At 70.7% G+C, this 22,193-nt stretch carries 18 protein-coding genes and 1 pseudogene; 6 read left to right on the top strand and 13 right to left on the bottom strand.

Annotated features, from left to right (window positions below):
* The 4 genes from OG734_RS25095 to OG734_RS25080 form a co-directional block, all read right to left on the bottom strand.
* A complete protein-coding gene (locus OG734_RS25095; protein ID WP_443065101.1) occupies positions 1 to 2,100 on the bottom strand; it encodes an AAA family ATPase in 2,100 nt (699 codons plus the stop codon).
* A gap of 23 nt (positions 2,101 to 2,123) precedes the next feature.
* Entirely contained in the window at positions 2,124 to 2,831 is a 708-nt protein-coding gene (locus tag OG734_RS25090; protein ID WP_330289741.1) for a DUF4255 domain-containing protein, read from the bottom strand.
* Positions 2,828 to 6,049 carry a hypothetical protein gene (locus OG734_RS25085; RefSeq protein ID WP_330289740.1) on the bottom strand — a complete coding sequence of 1,074 codons (3,222 nt, stop codon included), beginning with the start codon at positions 6,047 to 6,049 and terminating at the stop codon, positions 2,828 to 2,830. Before OG734_RS25085 ends, OG734_RS25090 begins: the two co-directional genes overlap by 4 nt.
* Positions 6,050 to 6,205: 156 nt before the next feature.
* On the bottom strand, positions 6,206 to 6,904 hold the full coding sequence (locus OG734_RS25080) for a helix-turn-helix transcriptional regulator (protein WP_330289739.1): 699 nt from the start codon (positions 6,902 to 6,904) through the stop codon (positions 6,206 to 6,208).
* A 282-nt stretch (positions 6,905 to 7,186) separates the two neighbouring features.
* Between OG734_RS25080 and OG734_RS25075 the strand changes: the two genes are divergently transcribed.
* Positions 7,187 to 8,500 carry a COG1470 family protein gene (locus OG734_RS25075; protein WP_443065100.1) on the top strand — a complete coding sequence of 438 codons (1,314 nt, stop codon included), beginning with the start codon at positions 7,187 to 7,189 and terminating at the stop codon, positions 8,498 to 8,500.
* A 147-nt stretch (positions 8,501 to 8,647) separates the two neighbouring features.
* Here the strand turns inward: OG734_RS25075 and OG734_RS25070 are convergent, their stop codons facing one another.
* The 4 genes from OG734_RS25070 to OG734_RS25055 all read right to left on the bottom strand — a co-directional run bounded on the left by OG734_RS25070 (position 8,648) and on the right by OG734_RS25055 (position 11,616).
* A complete protein-coding gene (locus OG734_RS25070) occupies positions 8,648 to 8,968 on the bottom strand; it encodes an amphi-Trp domain-containing protein (RefSeq protein ID WP_330289737.1) in 321 nt (106 codons plus the stop codon).
* A gap of 62 nt (positions 8,969 to 9,030) precedes the next feature.
* Entirely contained in the window at positions 9,031 to 9,864 is an 834-nt protein-coding gene (locus OG734_RS25065) for a class II glutamine amidotransferase (protein ID WP_330289736.1), read from the bottom strand.
* Positions 9,865 to 10,003: 139 nt separating this feature from the next.
* A complete protein-coding gene (locus OG734_RS25060) occupies positions 10,004 to 10,228 on the bottom strand; it encodes a hypothetical protein (protein WP_330289735.1) in 225 nt (74 codons plus the stop codon).
* Between the two features lie 53 nt (positions 10,229 to 10,281).
* Positions 10,282 to 11,616 carry a diacylglycerol/lipid kinase family protein gene (locus tag OG734_RS25055; protein ID WP_330289734.1) on the bottom strand — a complete coding sequence of 445 codons (1,335 nt, stop codon included), beginning with the start codon at positions 11,614 to 11,616 and terminating at the stop codon, positions 10,282 to 10,284.
* Positions 11,617 to 11,834: 218 nt separating this feature from the next.
* Here OG734_RS25055 and OG734_RS25050 point away from each other — a divergent pair, with 218 nt between their 5' ends.
* The 3 genes from OG734_RS25050 to OG734_RS25040 all read left to right on the top strand — a co-directional run bounded on the left by OG734_RS25050 (position 11,835) and on the right by OG734_RS25040 (position 14,332).
* The gene (locus OG734_RS25050) at positions 11,835 to 12,179 is read left to right on the top strand and encodes a carboxymuconolactone decarboxylase family protein (protein WP_330289733.1); all 345 of its coding nucleotides are present in this window, start codon (positions 11,835 to 11,837) and stop codon (positions 12,177 to 12,179) included.
* A gap of 40 nt (positions 12,180 to 12,219) precedes the next feature.
* Positions 12,220 to 12,633: an SHOCT domain-containing protein gene (locus OG734_RS25045; protein WP_330289732.1), complete on the top strand. Its 414-nt coding sequence runs from the start codon at positions 12,220 to 12,222 to the stop codon at positions 12,631 to 12,633.
* A 280-nt stretch (positions 12,634 to 12,913) separates the two neighbouring features.
* Positions 12,914 to 14,332: a DUF2252 domain-containing protein gene (locus OG734_RS25040; protein WP_330289731.1), complete on the top strand. Its 1,419-nt coding sequence runs from the start codon at positions 12,914 to 12,916 to the stop codon at positions 14,330 to 14,332.
* 204 nt (positions 14,333 to 14,536) lie between these two features.
* Here the strand turns inward: OG734_RS25040 and OG734_RS25035 are convergent, their stop codons facing one another.
* Positions 14,537 to 15,658, bottom strand: coding sequence for a hypothetical protein (locus OG734_RS25035; RefSeq protein ID WP_330289730.1), 1,122 nt, complete (start codon positions 15,656 to 15,658; stop codon positions 14,537 to 14,539).
* Between the two features lie 477 nt (positions 15,659 to 16,135).
* Here OG734_RS25035 and OG734_RS25030 point away from each other — a divergent pair, with 477 nt between their 5' ends.
* Both OG734_RS25030 and OG734_RS25025 read left to right on the top strand, forming a co-directional pair.
* A complete protein-coding gene (locus OG734_RS25030) occupies positions 16,136 to 17,200 on the top strand; it encodes a glycosyltransferase (protein WP_330289729.1) in 1,065 nt (354 codons plus the stop codon).
* Between the two features lie 403 nt (positions 17,201 to 17,603).
* The gene (locus OG734_RS25025; RefSeq protein WP_330293777.1) at positions 17,604 to 18,446 is read left to right on the top strand and encodes a hypothetical protein; all 843 of its coding nucleotides are present in this window, start codon (positions 17,604 to 17,606) and stop codon (positions 18,444 to 18,446) included.
* Between the two features lie 71 nt (positions 18,447 to 18,517).
* Here OG734_RS25025 and OG734_RS25020 read toward each other — a convergent pair whose 3' ends face one another.
* The 4 genes and pseudogenes from OG734_RS25020 to OG734_RS25005 form a co-directional block, all read right to left on the bottom strand.
* Positions 18,518 to 19,279, bottom strand: a complete 762-nt coding sequence (locus OG734_RS25020) for a hypothetical protein (protein WP_330289728.1) — start codon at positions 19,277 to 19,279, stop codon at positions 18,518 to 18,520.
* Positions 19,276 to 20,961, bottom strand: coding sequence for a serine/threonine-protein kinase (locus OG734_RS25015; RefSeq protein ID WP_330289727.1), 1,686 nt, complete (start codon positions 20,959 to 20,961; stop codon positions 19,276 to 19,278). Before OG734_RS25015 ends, OG734_RS25020 begins: the two co-directional genes overlap by 4 nt.
* A 380-nt stretch (positions 20,962 to 21,341) precedes the next feature.
* The gene (locus tag OG734_RS25010; protein ID WP_330289726.1) at positions 21,342 to 21,887 is read right to left on the bottom strand and encodes a flavoprotein; all 546 of its coding nucleotides are present in this window, start codon (positions 21,885 to 21,887) and stop codon (positions 21,342 to 21,344) included.
* Positions 21,884 to 22,060 (bottom strand): annotated as a pseudogene (locus tag OG734_RS25005) (helix-turn-helix domain-containing protein); the annotation flags it as partial. The pseudogene OG734_RS25005 and the gene OG734_RS25010, both read right to left, overlap by 4 nt.
* Between the last annotated feature and the right edge of the window lie 133 nt (positions 22,061 to 22,193).

Here is a 22,193-nt window from a genome sequence, read left to right as displayed (position 1 = left end):
TCAGGCCTCGGTGGCCGCCGCCAGATACGGCCCGAACTCGCTCTCCAGGAGCAGCCGCCCCAGCTTGCGGTACTCCTGCGCGACCGCCGTCACCAGCTGCCGCATGGTGAGCGGGCCGGCGGACTCGGCCGCGAGGTAGGCCGCGGTCACCGCGCAGGCGCGGATGGAGCCGCCGGCGAGTTCGAAGCGGTCGGCACAGAAGGCGAGGTCGAGGTCGGTGGCGCGGGGCAGCCGGTCGCCCAGGCAGCGTTCCCACAGGGCGAGGCGCTGGCCGGCGTCGGGCACCGGGAAGTCGGCCACCACGTCGAGGCGTCGGGTGAACGCCTCGTCGAGGTTGGCCCGCAGGTTGGTGGTCAGCACCGCGATCCCGTCGAACGACTCCATGCGCTGCAGCAGATACGCCGACTCGATGTTGGCGTGCCGGTCGTGCGCGTCCTTCACCTCCGAGCGCTTGCCGAAGATCGCGTCGGCCTCGTCGAAGAGCAGCACCGCGTTGACCGCGGAGGCCTCGGTGAAGATCCGCTCCAGGTTCTTCTCGGTCTCCCCGATGTACTTGTCCACAACTGTGGACAGGTCCACCACATACAGGTCCATGCCCAGGTCGGCGGCGACGACCTCGGCGGACATCGTCTTTCCGGTGCCCGACTCGCCCGCGAACAGCGCGATCACACCGCGCCCCCGGCCGCCGCCGGGCCGCATCCCCCACTGCCCGAGCACCTGCTCGCGGTGGCGGGCGCGCAGCGCGAGTTCGCGCAGCCGCCGGTCCGTGGTGGGCGGCAGCACCAGGTCGTCCCAGCCGACGCCCGGCTCCACCCGGCGGGCGAGCCGGTCGAGCCCCGCGCCGTTCTGGGCGCGTACGGCGGTGCGCAGGTCGTCGGCGCGGACCGGACGGCCGTCGAGGGCGGCCGTACGCACCGCCACGTCGGCGGCGCGGTGCAACTGCCCGGAGTCCAGGCGGTGCGCGGCGACCGCGTCGGCGAGCACGTCGACGTCGCCGATCGCGAGGCCGGCACCGGAGGTGTTGTCGGCGGCCCGTTCGAGGGCGTACCGCCAGCGCGCGGCCTGCCGCTCGGGCGAAGGCGCCGGCACGGTCAGGGCGACGGGCGTGTCGGCCGCCCACTCCGGGGCCCAGCCGACGGTCCCGTGCGTGATCAGAGGGATGCCCCGCAGCGCCGCGCACAACGCGCCCAGCGTGCGGGCCCGTTCGGCGGGCTCACCGGGAAGCGCTTCGAGCGGGCCGAGGACAACTCCGGCGCCGGTCAGGCGGGCTTCGAGGGCGGCGATCCGGGCGAGCTCCGGTACGTCGCCTGCGCGCCGGGCGAGCGCCGTCGCATCCAGGACGAGCGGGCGCAGCCCGGTCGCGTGCAGGGCCGCGGTGGCCAGCCCCGCCGCGTCGCCGCCCCGGCTGCGCAGATGGACGAGGCCGACGCCGGTGCCGGCCGCGGCCGCCGTCCGGTGGACGTCCGGTGTCTCGGCGGTCGGGTCCTCGCGGGCCTCGCCGAGCACCCCGGCGAGCCGGGCATCGGGCCGCGCGCTGCCCAGGAGATGCCCGGTGACCCGGTCGGGGACCGTCAACACCCGTGACAGCGGCGGCCGTTCGGGCTCGGTGACCTCCACCAGGCCCCCCGCGATCAGCGGCGAGCCGGAAGCGAGCCGGAACCGGGCGACTGCCGCACCGGCCAGCCCGCACAGCTCCAGGGCGAGCCCGACCGTGGGCCGACGGCGGGTCAGGTCGTCGTTGAGGTAGCCGTAGAGCCGCTCGAACCGTGCGTCGAGGTCGGGTGCCACCGCGACCAGGAGCAGGTCCAGGTCCAGCGGGGACAGCCCGAACCTTCGGGCGAGGCCGTCGAGGACGGAACCGGCGGGCGGCTGCCAGGGCTCGTGCGCGGGCATGTCGAGGCCGCCCGGCTCGTCCAGGATGCGGGCGACGGCGTCGGGGGTGAGGTACTGGCCGCGGTACGGGTCGTCCGGGTCGGGGTCGGCGGAACGGCGGAGGGCCACGGCGTGCCGTACCCGCTCCTCGACCAACTGGAGCCGTGACCAAAGGGGTTCTACGTCAGTGGGGAGGGGTTCGGCGTCGATGGACACACGGTCGGCCACGACGACGGGTTCGACGGTGTGTGTCACGGCTGGCGGTCCCCCCGGCGGCGACGGGTGGGGGCGGGGACCCGTTCGCGCGGGCCTGCGAAGCCGCCGTCCGGGCCCGGGTCGGTGGTCTCCTGGTAGCGCAGGCGGCGGCCCGGCGTCGCCTCTCCGCCCTCGCTCCGGGTGGCGGTGCGCACGACGAGGCCTTCGGTGACCGGCGGTGCGGTCTCCGTGGTCACGCCGGCGAGCGGCGCGCTCACCCGTATCTGCAGCGAGGCCTTCAGCTCCCCGCCGAGCGCCGACCACACGTCGGCGGCGGCCGGAGCGTCGAGCCCGACCCCGCCGGCGTCGAGTCCCACCGTCAGGCCGAGGTCGGCGAGGGTGCCGGTGAGCAGGCGGGCGGGCAGGGTGCCGCCTGCCACCAGCGTCGCCAACACCTGGGAGAGCAGGCGGTGTTCGTCCTGCGGGCGGGTCGCCCACGCCGTGACCAGGTACGTCAGCTCGAACCAGCGCGGCGGGGTGCGCCGCGCCACCAGGTGGCCGTCGGCGTCGTACACCTCACCGGCGCCGCTGCCGCGCCGGGTGGCGTCCTCCCGGATGTCGTAGAGGAAGACGCAGACGGTGGGGGCGCTGCGGCGCGCGGCCCAGTCCCGGGTGGGGGCGTCGAAGGCCACCTCGACGCCCGACGCCTCCAGGCCGGACTCGCCGAGCAGCCGGCGCAGCCCCTCGTCGACCTCGTGGATCACCGGCGGATCACCTCGCCGGGCGGCTGGATGGTCCCGCTGACCACCAGGAAGTCGGTCGTCACCGGCGAGAACCCGCGGCCCCTGGCGGTGATGACGCGCGGTCCGGTCTGGTCCTTGGCGAGGATGAGCAGCTGGCCGATGAACGTGCCGTCGCGGCCGGGGACGGTCGGCGCCGCCGCCGCGGTGATCCCCGGCTTCCAGGTGAACCTCACCGGCACGCCCGGCGGGAAGTCCTTGCCGCGCACGGAGGTGACGAAGCCGGGCTTGCCGATGTTCGGCACCGCCACGATGCGCGGCTGGAGGATCCGCAGCCGCTGCCGGGCGGTGTTGTCGCCCTTGTCGGCGTCCGTGCCGGTGGTGGTGAGAACGCCGGTGACGGTGCCGGTCAGCGCCTTGTCCGGGCTGAGGACGACCCGGACCACGGTGCTCGCGCGCGGCTTCAGGTCCGGCAGCGCGCACACCCAGGACGTGTCGCAGCCCGCCGGCGACCCGTTGTTCGGGATGCCCTTGGGCAGGCCGATGCGCAGCCGCAGCCCGGTCGCGAGCGCGTTGCGGCCGTTGCGGACGGTGTAGGTCACCACGACGCGTCCGCCGACGTAGCCCGGGTTGGGCTGGGCGTTGACCTGCACTCCGGGTCCGGCGTCGGGAGCGGGCGGCTCGGCGGGCACGGGCGGCTCGGCGGGAGCTGTGGGCGTCGGGGTCGGTGGGACGGGCGTCGGAGTGGGCGGGACGGGCGTCGGGGTGGGTGTCGGGGTCGGGGTGGGTGTCGGGGCCGGGGGGGCCTCGCGCACCGGGACCACGGTCCGGCCGGCGTTGTCGCTGGGCTCGGGGTCCAGGACCGTGCCGGTGACCGACCAGTCGACGGGCTGGTCACCGGGGGTGAGGCCGGTGAGGGTGACGCTCACCGTGACGGTGATGCCGGGCTGCACCACGCCGACGTTGCACTGGAGGGAGGCGGCGTCGCAGGTGCCGCCGGGCCAGGTCACCTTGGTGACCTGTACGCCGATCGGCGGGACGACGGTCAGGGTGGTGCCCGGGGAGGCGGCGGGCCCGTTGTTCACCAGGCCGACCTGGACCGTGGTGGTCTTGCCGACGGTGACCTCGGGCGTGGTCCCGGGCGCCTGCACCGCGAGGTTCACGGACTGCTGGACGCTGGGTTCCTTCTGCCGGCCCGCGAGGGTGCTGGTGAGCGGGGTGAGGTCGCCGGAGTCGACGTCCAACAGGCTCAGCTTCTCGGGGCTGTTGACCGCTGCCTCGGCCCGCGAGCTGATCACCAGGCTCTTGCCGTCGGCCGTCCACGCGGCGTCGCGCGGCTGGAACGGTCCGGTCGCCGAGGTGTCCGGCAGCGGCCGGCCGCAGGCGCCCGGCAGGTCGAGGTCGGCGGGCGTCAGCACCCGGCAGTCGTCGCCCGTGAGGGACGTCAGGAGAATGCCGCCGCGCTCGTCGACCACGCCGCCACCGCTCTTGCGGTTGAAGGCGATGCCGGTGCCGTCCGGCGAGAACGCCGGGCTGTCGTCGATGACCGCGCAGCCGCCCGGGCAGATCGTGGCGCTCAGGTCGCGCTGCTGGTCCAGGCGATCCACGGGCACGGTCCAGATGTGCTTGTTGCCGCCGTTGCCGTCGATCACCTCGTTGCGGGTGAAGGCCAGGGTGGTGCCGTCGGAGGACCAGGTGGGCTGGGCGTCGCCGCCCGTCTGCTCCCCGGCCGGCGGGGTGATCTGCCCGGTGATCGCGCCGGTGGCCACGTCCGCGACGAGGATGCGGCTGGGACCCGCGGCCTCACCGACGCCACCCGGCGAAGTCCGGGTGAAGGCAAGGGACTTGCCGTCCGGGGAGAACGTCGGGTCGGTGTCCCAGTCCGCCGCACCGCGTCCCGCGAGCGGCAGCGGCGCCGCGTTGGAACCGTCGGCGTCCGCCATCCAGATCCGTTCGATACGGCCCTGGGAGCCGTCCTCGAAGCGGGTCAGCACGATCCGGCGGCCGTCGGGCGTGTAGTTCTGCCGCTCGGTCCACGGGTCGAACCCGGCGGCGGGCTGGAACAGCGGGTCCTTGGTGGGATCGGTGTTGGTGTCGGCCGCCGGGTCCTCCTTGAGGATCGTCAGCCCCAGATCGCGCGGGTCGGAGCCGTCCGCACGCGCGTCCTGCAGTGTCACCACGTGCGGGCCGGCCGCCGAGGTGCGCTCGACCACCGCGCCACCGCCGACGAGCGAACCGGACCAGGTGACCGAGGAGACCTCCCGGTCCTCGTTCAGCACGAGCGAGGGGACCTCGTCGACGTGGGCGGTCGCCCGGAACACATGGTCCCAGTCGCCCTCGCACTCACATGTGATCTCGGGGCTCAGGAACACCAGATCGTCCCCGTCGGGCAACCACGCTGCCCCGTGGGCACGCCACTGTGCCCGCGCGCCCCCGAGCAGTGGTTCGTCACCGTTCGCGTTCGCGTTCGCCACCCGCAGCCGGGGCAGGCTCTGCCCGTCGACGACGGTCGTGGCGGTGTACGCGATCCAGTCCCGGTTCTCGTCGTCGTTCACCGGGTTCCACACGGGTTCGGTGCCCGTGCCGTTCGCGGGGGAGGTGATCCGGGTGGCGGTGCCGCCGTTCAGGGGCCGTACGTAGATCTGCTCTCCGGCCGACGCGTCGCTGTCACTCACGTACGCCAACCGCTGCCCTTCGGGGGAGACCGTCGGGCTCTGTTCGTTCGCGGGGGTGTCCGTGAGCCGCGTCAGGCCGGTGCCGTCGGTGCGCACCAGCCACAGGTCGCGCTGCGTCCCGTCGCCCAGGCCCACGGACTCGGCCGCGTCGAACACCACGGACGTGCCGTCCGCTGTCAGCCGGGGGTGCGCCGCGTCCATGCCGCTGGTCAGACGCCGTACGGAACCGTCGGCGGACCGCAGATAGATCTGCGGGGTCTCCTCGTCGCGCAGGCTCGCGAAGACCAGCTGGTCGCCGAGGGCGGACGGCTGGACGTCGTAGTGGGCCGGTCCCGCACCGAACAGCGGGGTGCTGGAGGTCGCGGTGGCCGCCTGGCCGAGACTGCGGTGCCGGGTGCCGGCGTAGGCCATCCGGGTGCCCGTGATGTCAGCGGCCGCGGCCCGCGTCTCGGTTTCGGCGCTGCCCTGCCCGGAGGCCACCGTCACCCCGAGCAGCGGGACGAGCAGCAGCAACGCCATGCCGAGTCTTCCCGGGCGGTACCGCCCACCAGGGCCGGCGGTTCGCATTGAGGGTCCCCTTCGCGGTCTGGTGCGGCACGTGGATGTGCCCCGCCCACCTTGCGACGACCGCGCACGACGCGGCAGGGCGACGGGGCCGTACCCGGGGGAAACGTGCGGTGCGCTTTCGGGCAGCACCGGCGTACCCCGCTGTCGTCACTGTCGTCAGATGAGTCCGTTCCGCAGCGCATAGCCCACCGCGTGGGCCCGGTTGCGCAGTTGGAGGCGGGTGGTGATCTCGTGCAGGACGTTCTTGACGGTCCGTTCGGAGTACGCGGTCTTGCGGGCTATCTCCGCGGTGTCCAGGCCCTCCGACACCAGGCGCAGCATGTCCGCCTCCCGGGTGGTCAGCGTGGACAGGGACAGGCCCTGCGGATCGAGCGCCGAGCGTTGCAGGCTCCCGACGTGGGACAGCAACTGGCCGAGCAGGTCGCCGGGAAGCACTCCCTCGCCGTTGGCCGTCGCGAGGACCAGGTGGACGAGCCGGTCCTGGTCGGCCTCGGCACGCCGCAGCACCGCCGAGACGCCGCACTCGATGACGCGTTGCAGCGCGCCGGAGCCGAGGGTGCCGACCACGAGGCCCACGCGGGTGGCGGAGTTGAGCCGCAGCCGCTGCAGCAGGGCGGCCACGTCGTCGCCGACCTGGTCCACGACCACCAGCGACACCTGGGCCCCCTCGGCTTCGGCGTCGACATCGGCGAGGAGGTCGACCTCGGGGCGCTGGCGTAACTGCTGGACGACACCGACACGCAGGATCGGATCGGCGGCGTAGACGGCCACGGTCACCCGCTTCGGCTGACCGGTGCGGGTGACCCGGTGCCCGGAGCCGGCGGTGGCGTGCTCGTAGGACGTGGGGGCAGACATGGCAGGGGTGTTCTCCTCTGCGCAGGGCATGGGGGGGGTACCTGTTCGTGAGTTCGTGGGGGAGGATCGCTGGGGCGGGACGAACACGGGAAGGCGGCGCGCGGGCGGCGTCGAGTGACATCAACAATCCGCTGCTACGGGCGAGTTGGCGGTGACTTCGCGGGCACCACGACTGCCCGGGTGTTGCCCTCGCGCCCCTCGCCTCACCCCTGCGGGCGCTTCTACCGTGGTGGCGTGACGCCTTCTGCAGCCTCTTCCGTTCCCGGTGCGCCCGGACTTGACATCCCGGTCGTGACAGTGGCCCCGGGCGGCACTGCCACGACCAGTCTGACCGTCCGCAACGACAGCGACATCGTCGAGGCCTACAGCCTGGAGGTCGTCGGGGACTGTGCCTCCTGGACCACCGTGGAACCCGCGCGGGTCTCCCTCTACCCCGGCACGTCCGAGACGGTGACGATCCTGCTGGCGCCGCCGCGCTCCCCGGAGATCCGGGCCGGCGAGCTGCCCCTCGCGATACGGGTCCTGCCGATCGAGCACCCCGACGCGGTACGGGTTCCCGAAACCACCGTGCACATCGAGGAGTTCCACGAGCTGCGCACCGAGTTGCAGCCCCGCCGCCGACGCGGCTGGCTGCGCGGACGCTACCGGCTGGCGGTGCGCAACGAGGGCAACACCCCGGTGCAGGTGGGCTTCACCCCCGGCCAGGCGGGCGAGGAGCTGGCGTTCGCCTTCAACCCGGCCGAGCCGAAACTGGAGCCCGGCGAGTCGGTCGAGGTCGGGCTGCGGGTCCGTACGGGCAAGCCCGTGTGGTTCGGCTCCCCGGTGGTGTGGCCGTTCACCCTGGCCACCGCCGAGACCCGCAACCAGGACGACGCCCAGCCGGACGAGATCACCGACCGGCCGCCGCTGGACGCGGAGTTCGTCCAGATCCCCATCTTCCCGAAGTGGCTGCTCGCCGTGCTCGCGGCGCTGCTCGCGCTGCTGCTCGCCTGGTTCATGCTGGTCCGCCCGGCGGTGCGCAGCGCCGCGAAGGAGGCGGCCACCGAGGCGGTCCAGCCGCGCCCCACGCCCCCAGGAGAGCAGGGCGTCAACGGGCAGACACCCGGCAACGGTTCCGGCGGCGCGAGCCCCTCGCCCGACGGCCAGGGCCCGGGTCAGGGTCAGGCCCCCGGAGCGGGCGGCGGTGGCACCTCGCCCGGGGACGGCACCACCATCGGGGGCGGCACCACGGTGGGCGGCGGTCAGCAGAGCTCGGAGACCATCGACCTGAAGACGTCCAGCGGGCAGACCGCGCCCGGTACCTACAAGGTGCCCGAGAAGACCGTCTTCGGTGTGACGGACATCGTCGTCGCCAACTTCCAGGGTGACGAAGGGGTGATGACGATCAGCTTCGGCGACCGCAAGATCACCACGATCGCCCTGGAGACCTTCCGCAACCAGGACTACCACTGGGTCACCCCCATCAGGATCCCCGCGAACAAGACCGTGACCATCGAAGTGACCTGCACGAAGCCGGGCACTCCGGCCACCGGCCGCCGGGCGCAGGGATGTCACGAGGTCCTGAACGTGAGCGGTGTGGTCAGCCGCACCGAGTAGTGAACCGGACCTCAAGCGTCCGATCATTTTTGATGAGTGCCGACTGCATCTGTAAAGAGTGGCAACTGTTTCTGTCCAGAATCCGATAACCCTGGTCTCAAAACCGGCATCCAGCCTCAGACGGCACACACCACAGCCAGACCGAAGTCAGGGTGTCTTCGTAGCGGACCGCTTCACGCTTCTGCTTCTTTTGGTGCCCGTACCGCTGTGCCCTGGCTTGGTGGCTGTGGCCACCCGCTTTCGCGTTGTCGGCCACTTGAGCTCGATCTCCAACTCGATCTCCCCGTTACCGATCTCGACCTCGATCTCGCTGTGAAGGTCGTCGGGGATCCGCAGGCTCAGCGTTCCCGGGCTGAGTTCCAGTTCCGCATCCCCACCTTCCCGCAGCGCGGCTGCGAGTGCTGTGAGCTGGTCAGCCGCCTCAAGGCGTGACAGCGAGCGCTTCTGCTCGAACTTGAGGTCCTTCATGGTGTCTCCGATCCGGATAAGAGTCCGTTTCGCCGAGCAGCGGCAGACCAGGACGGTGGGCGCTACACGAGTTGCGGGGCAAAGGGGAGCAGCTCGTCCCCTTCGGGCCGTACAACGCCGTAGCTGCTCTCGGGAACCTCGTTCCAGGCGCCGGGGAGATCGCCCAACGGCTCGGACACGATGAGGCGGGTCTCGTCGGAGACCTCCCGCAGGAACGCCATGTCGGGGTGGAGTGCCCGCAGCGCCTCCACCTGGGTGCTGTAGTACAGCGACCGGGAGGTTCCCTGACTGGAATAGCGGAAGGCCCACGTCTGTTGCCCGTCGGTCACGGCGACCGTCATCTGTATGGGGAACTCCACTCCGTGCTCATGACCGACCCGTTCCACCAGGCCGACCATGCGGGCGACGGCACCCGGCGGGTCCTTCTCCAGACCGAAGGTGAGGGCCAGGTAGAACATCATCTCGGAGTCCGTCGATCCCTCGATGTCGAGGAAGAGTTCCGGGTCGACCGCCAGGGCGAGATCGCGCCGTATCCGGTGGAAGTCGGTGATCCCGCCGTTGTGCATCCACATCCAGCGGCCGTGGCGGAACGGGTGGCAGTTGGTCTGCTGCACCGGGGTACCGGTCGAGGCCCGGATGTGAGCGAAGAACAGCGGGGAGCGGACGTGGTCGGCGATCTCCCGCAGATTGCGATTGCTCCATGCCGGGCCGGTGTCCCGGAAGACCGCGGGGGTGCCGTTGTCCGGTTCGTACCAGCCGACGCCGAACCCGTCACCGTTGGTCGTCTCGACGCCCATCCGGGAGTGCAGGCTCTGGTCGATCAGCGAGTGGGCCGGTTTGTAGAGCACGGTGTCGAGCAGGACAGGAGTTCCTGTGTAGGCGAGCCACCGGCACATCGGCCATCACCTTCCTGGTGTTCGGAACCACGCCGCAGTGGTCTCGTGTGTCGTCTGTCGTCCCTCCGACGGAAGGCGCGGCGACTCCCTGCTCCGTCAGGGTGATCTCCACTGTGGGCCCGCCGAGCGCGGTTCCGCATCACCCGGAACAGGTGAGTGCCGGCAGCCGTCCTTCCGGCCGTCGCCTGGCCTGCGACGAACCCGACGGCGCGAAGTACAGGGCGTCCGTACGGGTGAGGGGCTCGGTGAAGCTGCCGGGTGTGGCCCGCTCCAGCAGGAAGTACGAGGCGGCGAGGAGCAGTACGAACAGGGGGCCGACGGCGGCAGCGACCCCACGGCCCGCGCCCCGGTCCGGCCGACACACGGATCGCCCTCGCCACGGCCGGCAGGGTCGTGCGAGAGCCGGTTCCCGCACAGTCATCCGCCATGTCCTGCGGCTCTCCGGATCGTCGTCACCGCCAGCCGCCGCACCCGGCGCCAGTCCATCGGGGGTCTGCCGCGCGGCACGCCGGGGCGGTCGCGGGGGACCCGTACACGCAGGGCGCGCGGGCGGATCCGGCACCGGACCGGGGTCGGCAGGGTGAGAGCCTCGCCGTCCACGCCGACCGGAACCGCATCCGCGTCGGCATCGACGACGACCTCCTGAGCGGTCAGTTGCGCGAGCCCGGACGACCGGTGCCCGCGGAGCATCCCCGCCGCCTGCGCCGCGCTGTCGACCTTCACGCCCAGCACCCCGAGGACGCCGGAGTCCAGCCGTTCCCGGTGGCCCAGCCCCGCCGGGTCGTCCGTCCGGTACGGGTTGTTGCTGACCAGTACGGCCTGCGGCTGCTCGACGGTCACGCCCGCTGCGCGCACCGCCAGGCGCGGGCCGTACTGGTGCGTCAGCAGATCGGGCAGCATCTGCAGGATGGTGCGGGCCTTGTCGTCGCGGTACGCGGGGCTCTGGACGACGGACGCGTAGGCGCCGAACGACGCGTTGTTGACGAATACCCGGTCGTTGATGATGCCCAGGTCGATGCGGAGTTCGACGCCGTCGGTGAGTGCGTCGAGACACTTCGACGGGTCGTCCCTGTCCAGCCCGAGGTCCAGGGCGAAGTGGTTGCGGGTGCCGGCGGAGATCACCATGAACGGCAGATCGCGCTCCGCGGCCACGGCCGCGACGAGGGCCTGTGTGCCGTCGCCTCCCGCGACACCGAGCAGGTCCGCGCCCGCGTCGGCGGCCCGGCGGGCGAGCGCAGCCACGTCCTGCTGGTGCGTGACGTCCAGGACGCAGACCTCGGCGCCGAGTGCCTCGGCCTTCTCCCGCAGCCGGAACCGGCCGACCTTGCCGCCGCCCGAACGCGGGTTCATGATCAGGTAGGGGTGCCGCGGCGGCGCAGGAGTGCGTTCCGGGGTCCGTGCCGGGGTGGTCTCGGCGCCTGCCAGCGCGACCCGGCCGCAGAAGACGGCCAGGACCCACAGCGCGAGCGAGACGAGCACCACCCACAGCAGCCCGGCCACCACATAGAGCACGGCGACGGCGACGGGGGCGGCGCAGGCCAGCACCCCGGCCAGCACCCTGACCAGGCCGGTGTGGACGAGCGCCCACCACACGCCCGCCGCCGTCACCGCCAGCCCGGCAGCTCCCACGAGGACGAGCAACAGGCTGTCGAGCCCGGCGAACAGCAGCAGTACGACGATCGCCCCGATGCCCGCGAGCACGGCCACGCGTGCGGCCCAGCGGGGAGCGAGCGCGGAACGGCTACCGGACATGTCGACCTCCCACAGGCGGGGTGCGCTCGGTCCTCCATGCCACCGCGCCTCCACCGGGTCCGGCATCACCCGCTCGGGGGGATCCTCCGGACGGAGGCCCCTCGCACAGGCGGAGCGGTCCTACGACGATCACCCCTTCCGGGTGAGGCGGTCCGCGGCAGGCCCAGCTCTGATGAAGGTGCACGACACCACCCACCACCATGAAGGGATCTTGAGCCATGGCCCAGAAAGTGACCGGCGGAGAAGGCGTCGCCGCCCTCGCCGAAGCGAACGCCCCCGTATTCGAGACGATCGTCCAGATGACCCTCAACACGTTCGAACGTTCCGGGCTGGACGAGGAGACGTACCTGCTGGCACGCATCGCCGCCCTGGTGGCCATGGATGCCTCCGCCCCCTCCTATCTCCTCAACATCGGCACCGCCGCGGAACTCGGCGTGCCGCTGGAGAAGGTCCAGGGAACGCTCGTGGCGATCGCCCCCGTGGTGGGAAGTGCCCGGGTGGTGTCCGCGGCCCACAACATCGGCGAAGCCTTCGGACTCGAAATCAGCGCCGAGGACGCATAGACGAACAGCAGCAAGGCAACCGTGACCCGGAGGAGAAGCAATGAGCGGCAGCGTGAACCTGGCCTACGACTTTCCCGTTCTGGGGGCTTTCTGGTCGATCATGTGGTTCTTCTTGTGGATCATGTGGTTCGTCCTGCTCTTCCGTGTCGTCATGGACATCTTCCGTGACGACGACCTGAGTGGATGGGCCAAGACCGGATGGCTCGTCTTCGCGATCGTCCTGCCCTTCCTGGGCGTCTTCGTCTACGTCATCGCCCGTGGCAAGAACATGGGCAAGCGCGAACAGCGCCACGTCAGAGCCCAGCAGGAGCAGACGGAGCGCTACATCCGCGAGACCGCAGGCAGCGCCGGCACCAGCGAGGCGGACGAACTCGCCAAGCTCTCCGAGATCCGCGCCAGGGGCGACCTCACCGACGAGGAGTACCGCCGGGCCAAGGAGAAGGTCCTCCACTGACCCGCACGTGCACGCGCCCGCACAGGACACTCTGGGCGCCGCCCCGAATCGATCGAACTCGCCGGTGGCGCGATCCGGACATATGTTGTAAATGACGCCTGGTCGGCCTGGCGTGACGAGGTTGAACCGTCGGCTTCGGCAACCGGTCGGCTCCGAGTTCGGCGTCAACCGCAGTGCCCACGCCTTCGGTTGACATCCGTGCCGTCAGCGTCGGCTTCGTTCCGAGCATGCGGAGCGGTCGACTCCCTGACGTCGGGCAACACCTCAGGGAGGGTCCGCAATGACCGAGAACCACCTTTCCGGCGTCGACACACGACACCTCACCCCGCAGGAGCGGGTCGCCCGCGGGAAGGCCGCACGCGCCGACGCACCCCGGTCCAGCCACGCGGAGTTCGTACCGCCGCCGAAGCGTACGGACCCGGTGGAGATCATCGAGAAGCAGTCCGCGACGCGCGTGCCGGAACTCGTACCGATCCGCTACGCCCGGATGAGCGAGGCGCCGTTCCGCTTCTACCGCGGGGCCGCCTCCATCATGGCCGCCGACCTCGCGGAGACACCGCGCAGCGGGTTCAGGGTGCAGTGTTGCGGCGACGCGCACATGCTCAACTTCCGGCTGCTCGCCTCGCCTGAACGCCATCTGATGTTCGACATCAACGACTTCGACGAGACCCTGCCCGGACCGTGGGAGTGGGACGTCAAACGGCTGTCGGCCAGTTTCGTCATCGCGGGCCGGGCGAACGGCTTCAGCACCAAGGAACGGGCGTCCGTGGTACGGGCCGCCGTGGAGTCGTACCGCGAACGGATGCGGGCCTTCGCGGGACTCAGCAATCTCGAGGTCTGGTACACCCGCTTCGACGCGGACGAGCTCCAGCAGCAGTTCGCCCCGCTGCTGAGCGCGGGAACGCGCGATCGCTTCGACAAGGCCCGGGAGCGGGCCCGTGCTCATGACACGCTGCAGGTCTTCGACAAGCTCACTCACTTCGTCGACGGAAGTCGTCGGATCGCTCCCGATCCGCCACTGCTGGTACGGCTCCAGGATCTGCTGCCGGACACCCAACGCGGCGAGCTGGAGAAGCTGCTCGGCCGGCTGATCGAGCGCTACAGCCAGACCCTGCAGACGGACCGCCGGTTCCTGCTGGAGAGCTACCGGGTCGCCGACATGGCCCGCAAGGTCGTCGGGGTGGGCAGTGTGGGAACCCGCTGCTGGATCATCCTGCTGCTCGGCAAGGACGACGAGGACCCCCTGTTCCTCCAGGCCAAGGAGGCCGACGAGTCGGTTCTGGCGCCTTACGTCGGCAGCAGCACGTTCGCCACCCAGGGCGAGCGTGTCGTCGCCGGCCAACGGCTCATGCAGGCCACCAGCGACATCTTCCTGGGCTGGGAACACGTCACGGGCATCGACGGCAGGCAGCGGGACTTCTACGTGCGCCAGTTGCGGGACTGGAAGGGCATCGCCGTGGCCGAGAGCATGTCGCCGAAGCGGATGGCCCTGTTCGGCCGACTGTGCGGTGCCACACTGGCCCGCGCCCACGCCAGGTCCGGAGACCGGATCGCGATCGCCGCCTACCTGGGCGGCGGCGACGCCTTCGACCGTGCGCTGGTGACCTTCGCCGAGCTGTACGCCGACCAGAACGAGAAGGACCACCAGGCTCTGGTCGATGCCATCCAAACGGGACGGGTCCCGGCCGAAGCGGTCTGATGCGCGGTGCGTGAGGCTGAGTTCCCGGCCGGGCCGGTACCGCGTCCCGGCCGGGCAACCAGTTCGCTCTGCCCGGCGTCGGCCGATGGCAGCTCTTCCGCCGCACCGGGCCAAGGCGGAACCTCAGCACACGTATGAGTCCCCGCCGGAAGGCTGAAGGCCGGCGGGGACTCATGTGTGCAAAAGCGGTCGTGCCGTGTGGGGTCAGCTGCAGATGGCGTAGACCGTAATGGTGGTGAGGGCACCCGCCGTCGCGACCACGGTCCAGTGGTCTGTGTTCGGGAAGGTCTGCCCGATGACGGTGGCGAGGCCAGTGGCGGACAGTCCTCCAGAGATGGGAACCGTACCGACCGGGCAATCCGGGGAGTCGTAGGACGCGTTGACGCCGATCAGGACGTTGTAGTCCTGGGAGACGACCGTCGCATTCAGCGGTCCGGCGGGGCCCGTGGCGCCGGCAGGGCCGGTGGCACCCACGGAACCGTCGACGCCGGCAGCGCCGGTGGCACCCGTCGCGCCCGTGGCACCGGTCGCACCCGTGGCACCCGTCGCGCCGGTGGCGCCCGTAGCACCGTCGACGCCGGCAGCACCGGTCGCGCCGGTGGCGCCCGTAGCACCGTCGACGCCGGCAGCACCGGTCGCGCCGGTGGCGCCCGTAGCACCGTCGACGCCGGCAGCACCGGTCGCACCCGTGGCACCCGTCGGGCCGGTCGGGCCGGTAGCACCGTCGACGCCAGCAGCACCGGTGGCGCCCGTGGCACCGTCGACGCCGGCAGCACCCGTCGGGCCGGTGGCGCCCGTAGCACCGTCGACACCAGCAGCACCCGTCGCGCCCGTGGCACCGTCGACACCGGCAGCACCGGTCGGGCCGGTCGGGCCCGTAGCACCGTCGACGCCAGCAGCACCCGTGTCACCCGTGGCACCGTCGACGCCGGCAGCACCCGTCGGGCCGGTCGGGCCGGTGGCGCCCGTAGCACCGTCGACGCCGGCAGCACCCGTGTCACCCGTGGCACCCGTGTCACCCGTCGGGCCGGTCGGGCCGGTCTCGCCGTCAGCGCCCGCAGGGCCGGTCGGGCCGGTCTCACCGTCGGCTCCCGCAGGGCCGGTCGCACCCGTCGACCCCTTGGGGCCCTTGGGTCCGGTGTCGCCCTTGGGGCCCTTGGGCCCGGTGTCGCCCGTGGGGCCCTGGCTTCCCTCGTCGCCGTAGTCGCCGTGGTGACCCTGGTTGTCGCAGTTGCCCTCTCGGCATGCGTCGCCGCCCGAGCGGGTAGCAGAAGCTATCTGAGCGACCGTCTTCGTGTGCTCCATGGCGAGAGCCGGGCTGGCCATGCCCGTGAGTACGAGAGCGAGGGATGCAAGGCTGCCCCCCGCAATCCAAGTGCTCCGAGTGGGGAGCGGGAGCGGTCCGAGTGAGGAACGTGTCCTGGGGTCAGGACTCATGCGGTCTCCTGATTTCGCGAGGTCGGATAGTCACGCCACCCCGGCAGGGGCAACATCCACATCATTACCATGTGCGACGGTTCGCGCACTTTGTGTGATGCCGTTGCCCTCCATCCGAGCCACCTGTACTTCTATTGCCATGTACATGGCATTCCTGGCCGACTTCGACGTCCGCCGGTCTACCGGCATCCGCCCGCTTCCCGCCGCCCCGCCCCGCCCAGCTCGCTCATAACAAGAATCGGCGTTGCGCCGACAATCCCTGAGTCGAAGTGTCTAAAGTGATTACGGAGACTTCCCACTCCCTCCCACGCGATTCAGGCTTTTATCGTCACGCCCGATCGGAAACTCGAAGGTAGGGCCAGAACAATGAAACCGACCATCTGCCTCTGCATGATCGTAAAGAACGAATCCGCCGTAATTGAGCGGTGCATCGCCTCGGTACGCGACATCGTCGACACCTGGATCATTTCTGACACAGGCTCGACGGATGGCACCCAGGATCTGATTCGAAAAGCCTTTGATGGTGTCCCCGGCGAGCTGCACGAAGACCCCTGGGTTAACTTCGGGGCCAATCGCACGCTCAACATCGAACGCGCCCGCGGAAAAGCCGACTACCTGCTTCTGATGGACGCCGACATGACCATTCGGCAAGAAGGGCCGCTGCCTTCGCTGTCCTGTGAGTCCTACATGATCCCGCACGCAGGCAGGCTCGCCTACCGGATCAAGCGTCTCGTCCGCGGCGATCTGCACTGGCGCTACGAAGGCGTGACACACGAGTACCTGACTGCCGACGAGGACCACGAACAGGAGAACCTGGACGCCCTCGTGATCGAGCACTTCGCCGACGGCGGCTCCCGGCACGACAAGTTCGAACGGGACATGGCCCTGCTGAGCGCGGAGCTCGAGCGCGATCCCACAAACGCGCGCAGCGCGTTCTACCTGGCCCAGACCATGCGTGACATGGGTCGTACCGAAGAGGCGATCGCCCTTTACGAACGCCGTGCGGAGATGGGTGGCTGGGGAGAGGAGGTCTACTACGCACTCCTGCAGGCAGGGATCCTCAAGGATGAGTCCGGTGACTGGCCGGGAGCCATGGATACCCTCTCGCGGGCATGGGAGCAGCGGCCGCAGCGCCTTGAAGCATGCTTCGAATTGGCCTCACGGCTGCGGAAGCGTGGAAACTATCGTGCCGGGCATGCCTTCGCGTGTGCGGGGATCAATCGCGCGGAGCCCGACGACATTCTCTTCACTCACCCATGGGTCTACAAGTGGGGTCTACTCTTCGAGTATTCCGTCGTTTCTTACTGGGTGGGGGATATGCGGGGTTCCCTCGAAGCGTGCGACCGCCTCCTGGCCATTCCTGACCTGCCGGAAGCACATCGTCTACAAACACTACGGAATCGCGATTTCGCCATCGCCCGCCAAGCCTGAAAATCGATCCTGCAATCGATGTCGTGGCAGTCATTCCTGGAGCGGGGCCCTGAATCAATTCCGGAACGTGCCTTCGCTCATTGGCGCCGTTCGCGCGCACGCAGCTCAGCAATCGGTGAATCGCGCAGCGTAGTTGTTGTTCGTCGGCCTGCCGCATCCGGGCGGGAGCCGACCGGCCGCGTGAGGACGAGCCCGCGCTCGTGTGACGCAAGGCGGCGCGGCGGCCAACTGGCTTCCACAGCCGATGTGTTGCTGTGTCACGGCTGCGCCACAGCGGCGTCCTGAAGGGAAGACGGGCGCGACCTGCGGGCCCTGGGAGACCTCATAGTGATCACAGAGCGGGAAACGGTGGGAACGCCGTCGCCTCCCTGCCACCCCGCCCCCGGAAGGAATCCTCCCCGTGATGAACCGCCACCTGCGCCAGGCCATCGTCGTCGCCGCCGCCCTCACCGCCGGACTGCTGATGACGGCCTGTCAGAACGGCACAGACGACAGCTCGTCCAGCAAGAGCCCGGCGGACACGGCAAGCCCGGTTTCGGCCGCGGAGAAGGCGTCGGACTCCAAGAACGCCAAGAACTCCAAGGGCGTCAGCGGCTCGTTCAAGAACGGCAAGGTCATCTATCTCGCCCCGGGCAAGTACATCGTGTCCGTACCGGGCAAGGACGACCAGCAGTTCTGGGTCGCCGACGACACCGAGGTCTACGGCGGCGGCACGATATGCGGCGACGCGGGCTCCAAGGTGGACGCGCCGTGCACGCTGGACCAGCTGGAGGCGGCCCTCAAGAAGGGTGCCGTGAACGCCGACGTGGAGATGAAGAACGGCGTCGCGACCCTGGTGATGGAGCGCCGCGCCGCCCAGCAGGACTCCGGGTCCGACTCCGACAGCAGCTCCGCCCCTGACTCCGGCTCCGGCTCCGACGGTGGTTCCGACTCCCGTGAGACCGTCGTCGAGGGCATCAACGAGGGCAAGGGCGTCAACGGAACCTGGTTCGGCAACGTCTCCTACCTGGCGCCGGGCAAGTACACCGTCTCCGACATGAAGGGCACCGAGCAGCAGTTCCTCGTCGCCGATGACACCAAGATCATGGGCTACGACGACATCTGCGACGCCGTGAACACCGGGCCGGGTGGCGAGGGCGGCGTCGAGTGCACCGAGGCCCAGCTGGAGACGGCCGCCAAGAAGGGCTTCTCCGCCGAGGTCAAGGTCAGCAACGGCATCGCGACCACCATCACCGACGACCACTGAGCCACGGGCCGGCTGAGTCGCCCGGGTGGCGACATGACCTGAACGACTGTCCCTGAGCGGCCCTCGGCCGGTCAGGGACAGTCGTATGTGAGGTGGCTGACGACCGTGCGGTCGACGGGGGAGATGAGGCGCAGTTCGGCCTGGGCCTCGTAGTGGCCCTTGCCCTCAAAAGTCCACAGCAGGTGCAGATGTGCCTGTCTCTGGCCCCGGGCCATCTCTTCCCGCAGGACGCCCGAGGCCGTGCCGTCACTTCGGGTCCAGCGGTACGTGAGTGTGCCCGGGCGGCCGTTCGTGGCGACGAGGCCGACGATGTCCGCGGTGGCGTCGCACCCCAGAACCGTCGGCCGGGCAGTGGCCTCCACCGTGCGCACCGCGACGGACGGCCCGAGGCGCTGCCAGGCGAGGAACGCGATGACAGCGATCAGCACCAGCGCAGGCAGGGCATGTCTGCGCAGACGCCGGCGGCGCGAGGGCGCGGGAGTCGGCGGCAGGGCGGGCAGCGTCCTGTGGGTACGGTGCGCGACGGCGGCGGTCACTCCCGGGCCGAAACGCAGCACGGTGCCTTCGGCGCGATCAGGCAGCGTCGGCGGTGTCTGCGGCGTCGACAGGACCTGCGTGGAGGGCGGCCCGACGAGGGTGTCGTCCGGCTCGGGCCGCTGGATCCAGTGGCTGCCCAGCACGGTGGCGCTGTACTCGTCATCGGCGGAGCCTGGTTCGTCGCTGGGGGCTTCGTCGCTGGGGGCGTACCCGTCGGCGGGGCCGAGCACCCGGGTGGACTCGCCGTCCTCGGCAGAAGCGGGAGCCGGGACTGTGCGGTCGTTCTGAGCGGTCATCGGATGTCACACCGCCTGGTCAGAAGCTGTTGCGAACCGCCGCCGTCGGCGGAGGCCGGAGTGGTCGTGGCCTGTACCGTCCAGTAGCAACCGTTGTTCTGGAAGGTGTGGTCGGCGGTGAGGGTGTACTGGGTGGCACCACTGCGCTCGAAGGTCTGCGACGCACCGTCCGGGGTGCCGAGCCCTCCCGCGGTGTCGCTGGTGAACCACGAGACGGTGATGGAGACCGGCCCGGTGCCGTCCGTGGTGATGTCGACGGTTGCCGTGGCGGTCGCGGAACCCGTCTGACGGAAGCCCGTCACCGCGACGTCCTTGACAGCGGGAGCGGCCGGCGCGGTGGGAGAAGCAGATGCGGTGGGGGAAGCCGTCGTCGGCGTTGCCTCGGTGGTCGCCGCGCCGGGCGTCGTCGTGTCCGGAGCCGGAGCCGTGGTGGTGGGCGCCGAGGGCTCGTCGGTACCGGCGGTCGCCGGGCCCGCGACCGACACGCTGGGTGACGCGGTGGACGTCGAGGACGGGGAGGAGCTGGGCGACTCGGACGGGGAGGAGCTGGGCGACGCCGGCGGGGGCGTCGGCCCGCCCGGCCCGCCCGGCTCCACCGCGAGTTGGGCACTGGTGGTGGCCAGTGCCTGCGCCGCCTCCTGCGGAGCCGCTCCCGGGGCGTGCTGGATGCCGTAGGACAGGAGGACGCCCAGGAGCACGGCCGCACCGGACACGAGCATCCCCGGCCGGCCGGGGAGCCACAACTGCACCCAGTGGCCCGGTGCCGGGCTCAGGACGGTGCGTGCGGTGTCCGTGGTGGTCCGCGGGGCGCTGCGGGCCGAGGGCAGCAGCAGTGGCAGCAGTGCCACCAGCGCGGCGAGCCGGCCGCGGCCGCGTTCCTCCCAGTCGGGCCCGTAGGCGGCGCCGGCGGCCGCCTCCAGTTCCGCGACGAACGCCTCGGCGTGTGTGGGGCGCTCCGCCGGGTCCTTGGCGAGACCGCGCCGCACCAGCTCCCGCACCGCCTCGGGAACCTCGTCGGCGGGGATGGGCGCATCGACGTGCTGCAGGGCGAGTTCGGCGAGATTGTCACCCGAGTACGGCCTGTGGCTCGTCAGGCATTCGAAGAACGTGGCCGTGGCCGCGTACACGTCGGCGGCGGGCGAGGCGGGTGCGCCGGTCCACTGCTCCGGGGCCATGTAGGAGGGGGTCCCCGCCGCGCCGGCGCTGGTGCCGGCGTCCACCGCGATCCCGAAGTCGACGAGCCTGGACGATCCGTCCGGCACGACCAGGACGTTCGCCGGCTTGTAGTCGCGATGGACGACGCCGACGCGGTGCGCGTCGGCCAGACCGAGCAACGAGCCCTTGAGGACCACCAGCGCGGCCTCGGGGTCGAGCGGGCCCTGACTGGTCAGCAGGGTCCGCAACGAGACACCGTCCACCAGCTCCATCACGATCGCGGCGCCGTCCGGGCTCTCGACGTACTCGTACAACTCGGCGACGTACGGGCTCTCCAGTCCGCCGAGCAGCCGCGCCTCCGCCCTGAACCCGTGCACGAAGCCCGGTCTGGTGCGCAGTGACTCGCTGAGGTACTTGACCGCGACCGCAACGCCGGTCTCCTCGTGCACGGCCAGTACGACCCGCCCGCTCGCTCCGGCCCCGAGTTCCAGTGACTCGTTGTATCCGGGCACTGCCCAGGTGTTCATGCCCATCCCCCCTCCAAGGCGGCCGTGCGGGCGGATTCCACCCCTGCGGAGCATCGGGCCACGCGTTGGGAGACACATTTTCGGCCACTGCGGTTGCGGTGCGGCACCACGGTCCCCGTTCCAGGAAATCCCCCGGCCGCCGGCGACGCCCGTGCCCATGGCGTGCCCGTGGGGGCGTGCGACCACGGTCAACGGCGGTGCGATCCTGCGCGCCGAGCCCGCCCCACAGCACATATGAACAGCTCGGAAGCCATCTGGCGACGCAAGCGCCGTCGCTTCCCAAGCTGAGAGTGCGAGTTCGGTTCTCGTCACCCGCTCGATAGCGAAGCCCCAGGTCAGCGGCCTGGGGTTTCGTTATTGTCCAATCCAGGTGGCGTTGATCACGAACGCGCGGACATCCTGGGGGCGAGCAGTTCCAGCACTTCCTCCCAGCGGTAGCGGTCGGCCCCGCCGCCGGCCTTCGGCCGGTGAGGTTCGTACGAGCCGATCAGAATGCCCATCTCGCGCAGCCGTTCCAGGCTCTGGCGGTATGCGAGGTGGGCGGCCTGGGCGGAGTTCAGGTAAGGCAGCACGGCGACCGGGATGTCCATGGCAGGTGCTTCGCACAGGATGCCCAGCGCGAGGTTGTCGGAGATCCCAGCGGCCCATTTGTTGACGGTGTTGAAGCTGGCCGGGGCGACGGCGATCGCATCCGCAGGCCGAGTCGGGCGCGGTTCGCCCGGTGATCGCCAGGCCGAGCGGATGGGGCGGCCGGTCTGGGTCTCGACCGACTCCACGTCGAGGAAGCCGAGTCCTTGGGGGGTCGCGATGACGCCGACGTCCCAGTGCCGTTCATGTGCTGCGGTGATCAGCCTGCAGACGTCGGCGACCACACCGGCCGCGCAGGTCACGACCTGCAGAAACGGCTTGTCGGGCTGGTCACTCACGCGGGCACTCCCAGTTGGCGGCTGAAGTGGTGCAGTTCGGGCAGGGCCCGGCGGCGGTCGCGGACTGCCCTGTCGGCTACCAGTTCGCGTACGGCCGGGCGGCGGATGTCCTGCGCCGCGCAGCTCTCGGCGATGCGCAGAGCCTGGTAACCGTCGGCGAATCTGCCCTGCTCCTGCGCAAACAGGAGATACGGCACGACGGTGGGGAGGTGTTTCTCCTTTGCCGTTCACCAGAGGAAAGATGGTGCCGACGGCGACGACCGGGGTTGCCGGTCGGCGCAGCCACGGCCCTTACGGGAGTTGCCC

Origin of the sequence: Streptomyces sp. NBC_00576 (assembly GCF_036345175.1) — a bacterium.
Lineage (GTDB): Bacteria > Actinomycetota > Actinomycetes > Streptomycetales > Streptomycetaceae > Streptomyces.
This window is presented reverse-complemented; position numbering and strand designations above follow the sequence as displayed.

Coding starts and splice junctions, on each gene's coding strand:
- OG734_RS25085 (WP_330289740.1), bottom strand. CDS start 6,049: ATGCGAACCGCCGGCCCTGGTGGGCGGTACCGCCCGGGAAGACTCGGC.
- OG734_RS25080 (WP_330289739.1), bottom strand. CDS start 6,904: ATGTCTGCCCCCACGTCCTACGAGCACGCCACCGCCGGCTCCGGGCAC.
- OG734_RS25070 (WP_330289737.1), bottom strand. CDS start 8,968: ATGAAGGACCTCAAGTTCGAGCAGAAGCGCTCGCTGTCACGCCTTGAG.
- OG734_RS25065 (WP_330289736.1), bottom strand. CDS start 9,864: ATGTGCCGGTGGCTCGCCTACACAGGAACTCCTGTCCTGCTCGACACC.
- OG734_RS25055 (WP_330289734.1), bottom strand. CDS start 11,616: ATGTCCGGTAGCCGTTCCGCGCTCGCTCCCCGCTGGGCCGCACGCGTG.
- OG734_RS25050 (WP_330289733.1), top strand. CDS start 11,835: ATGGCCCAGAAAGTGACCGGCGGAGAAGGCGTCGCCGCCCTCGCCGAA.
- OG734_RS25045 (WP_330289732.1), top strand. CDS start 12,220: ATGAGCGGCAGCGTGAACCTGGCCTACGACTTTCCCGTTCTGGGGGCT.
- OG734_RS25040 (WP_330289731.1), top strand. CDS start 12,914: ATGACCGAGAACCACCTTTCCGGCGTCGACACACGACACCTCACCCCG.
- OG734_RS25035 (WP_330289730.1), bottom strand. CDS start 15,658: ATGGCCAGCCCGGCTCTCGCCATGGAGCACACGAAGACGGTCGCTCAG.
- OG734_RS25030 (WP_330289729.1), top strand. CDS start 16,136: ATGAAACCGACCATCTGCCTCTGCATGATCGTAAAGAACGAATCCGCC.
- OG734_RS25025 (WP_330293777.1), top strand. CDS start 17,604: ATGAACCGCCACCTGCGCCAGGCCATCGTCGTCGCCGCCGCCCTCACC.
- OG734_RS25020 (WP_330289728.1), bottom strand. CDS start 19,279: ATGACCGCTCAGAACGACCGCACAGTCCCGGCTCCCGCTTCTGCCGAG.
- OG734_RS25015 (WP_330289727.1), bottom strand. CDS start 20,961: ATGAACACCTGGGCAGTGCCCGGATACAACGAGTCACTGGAACTCGGG.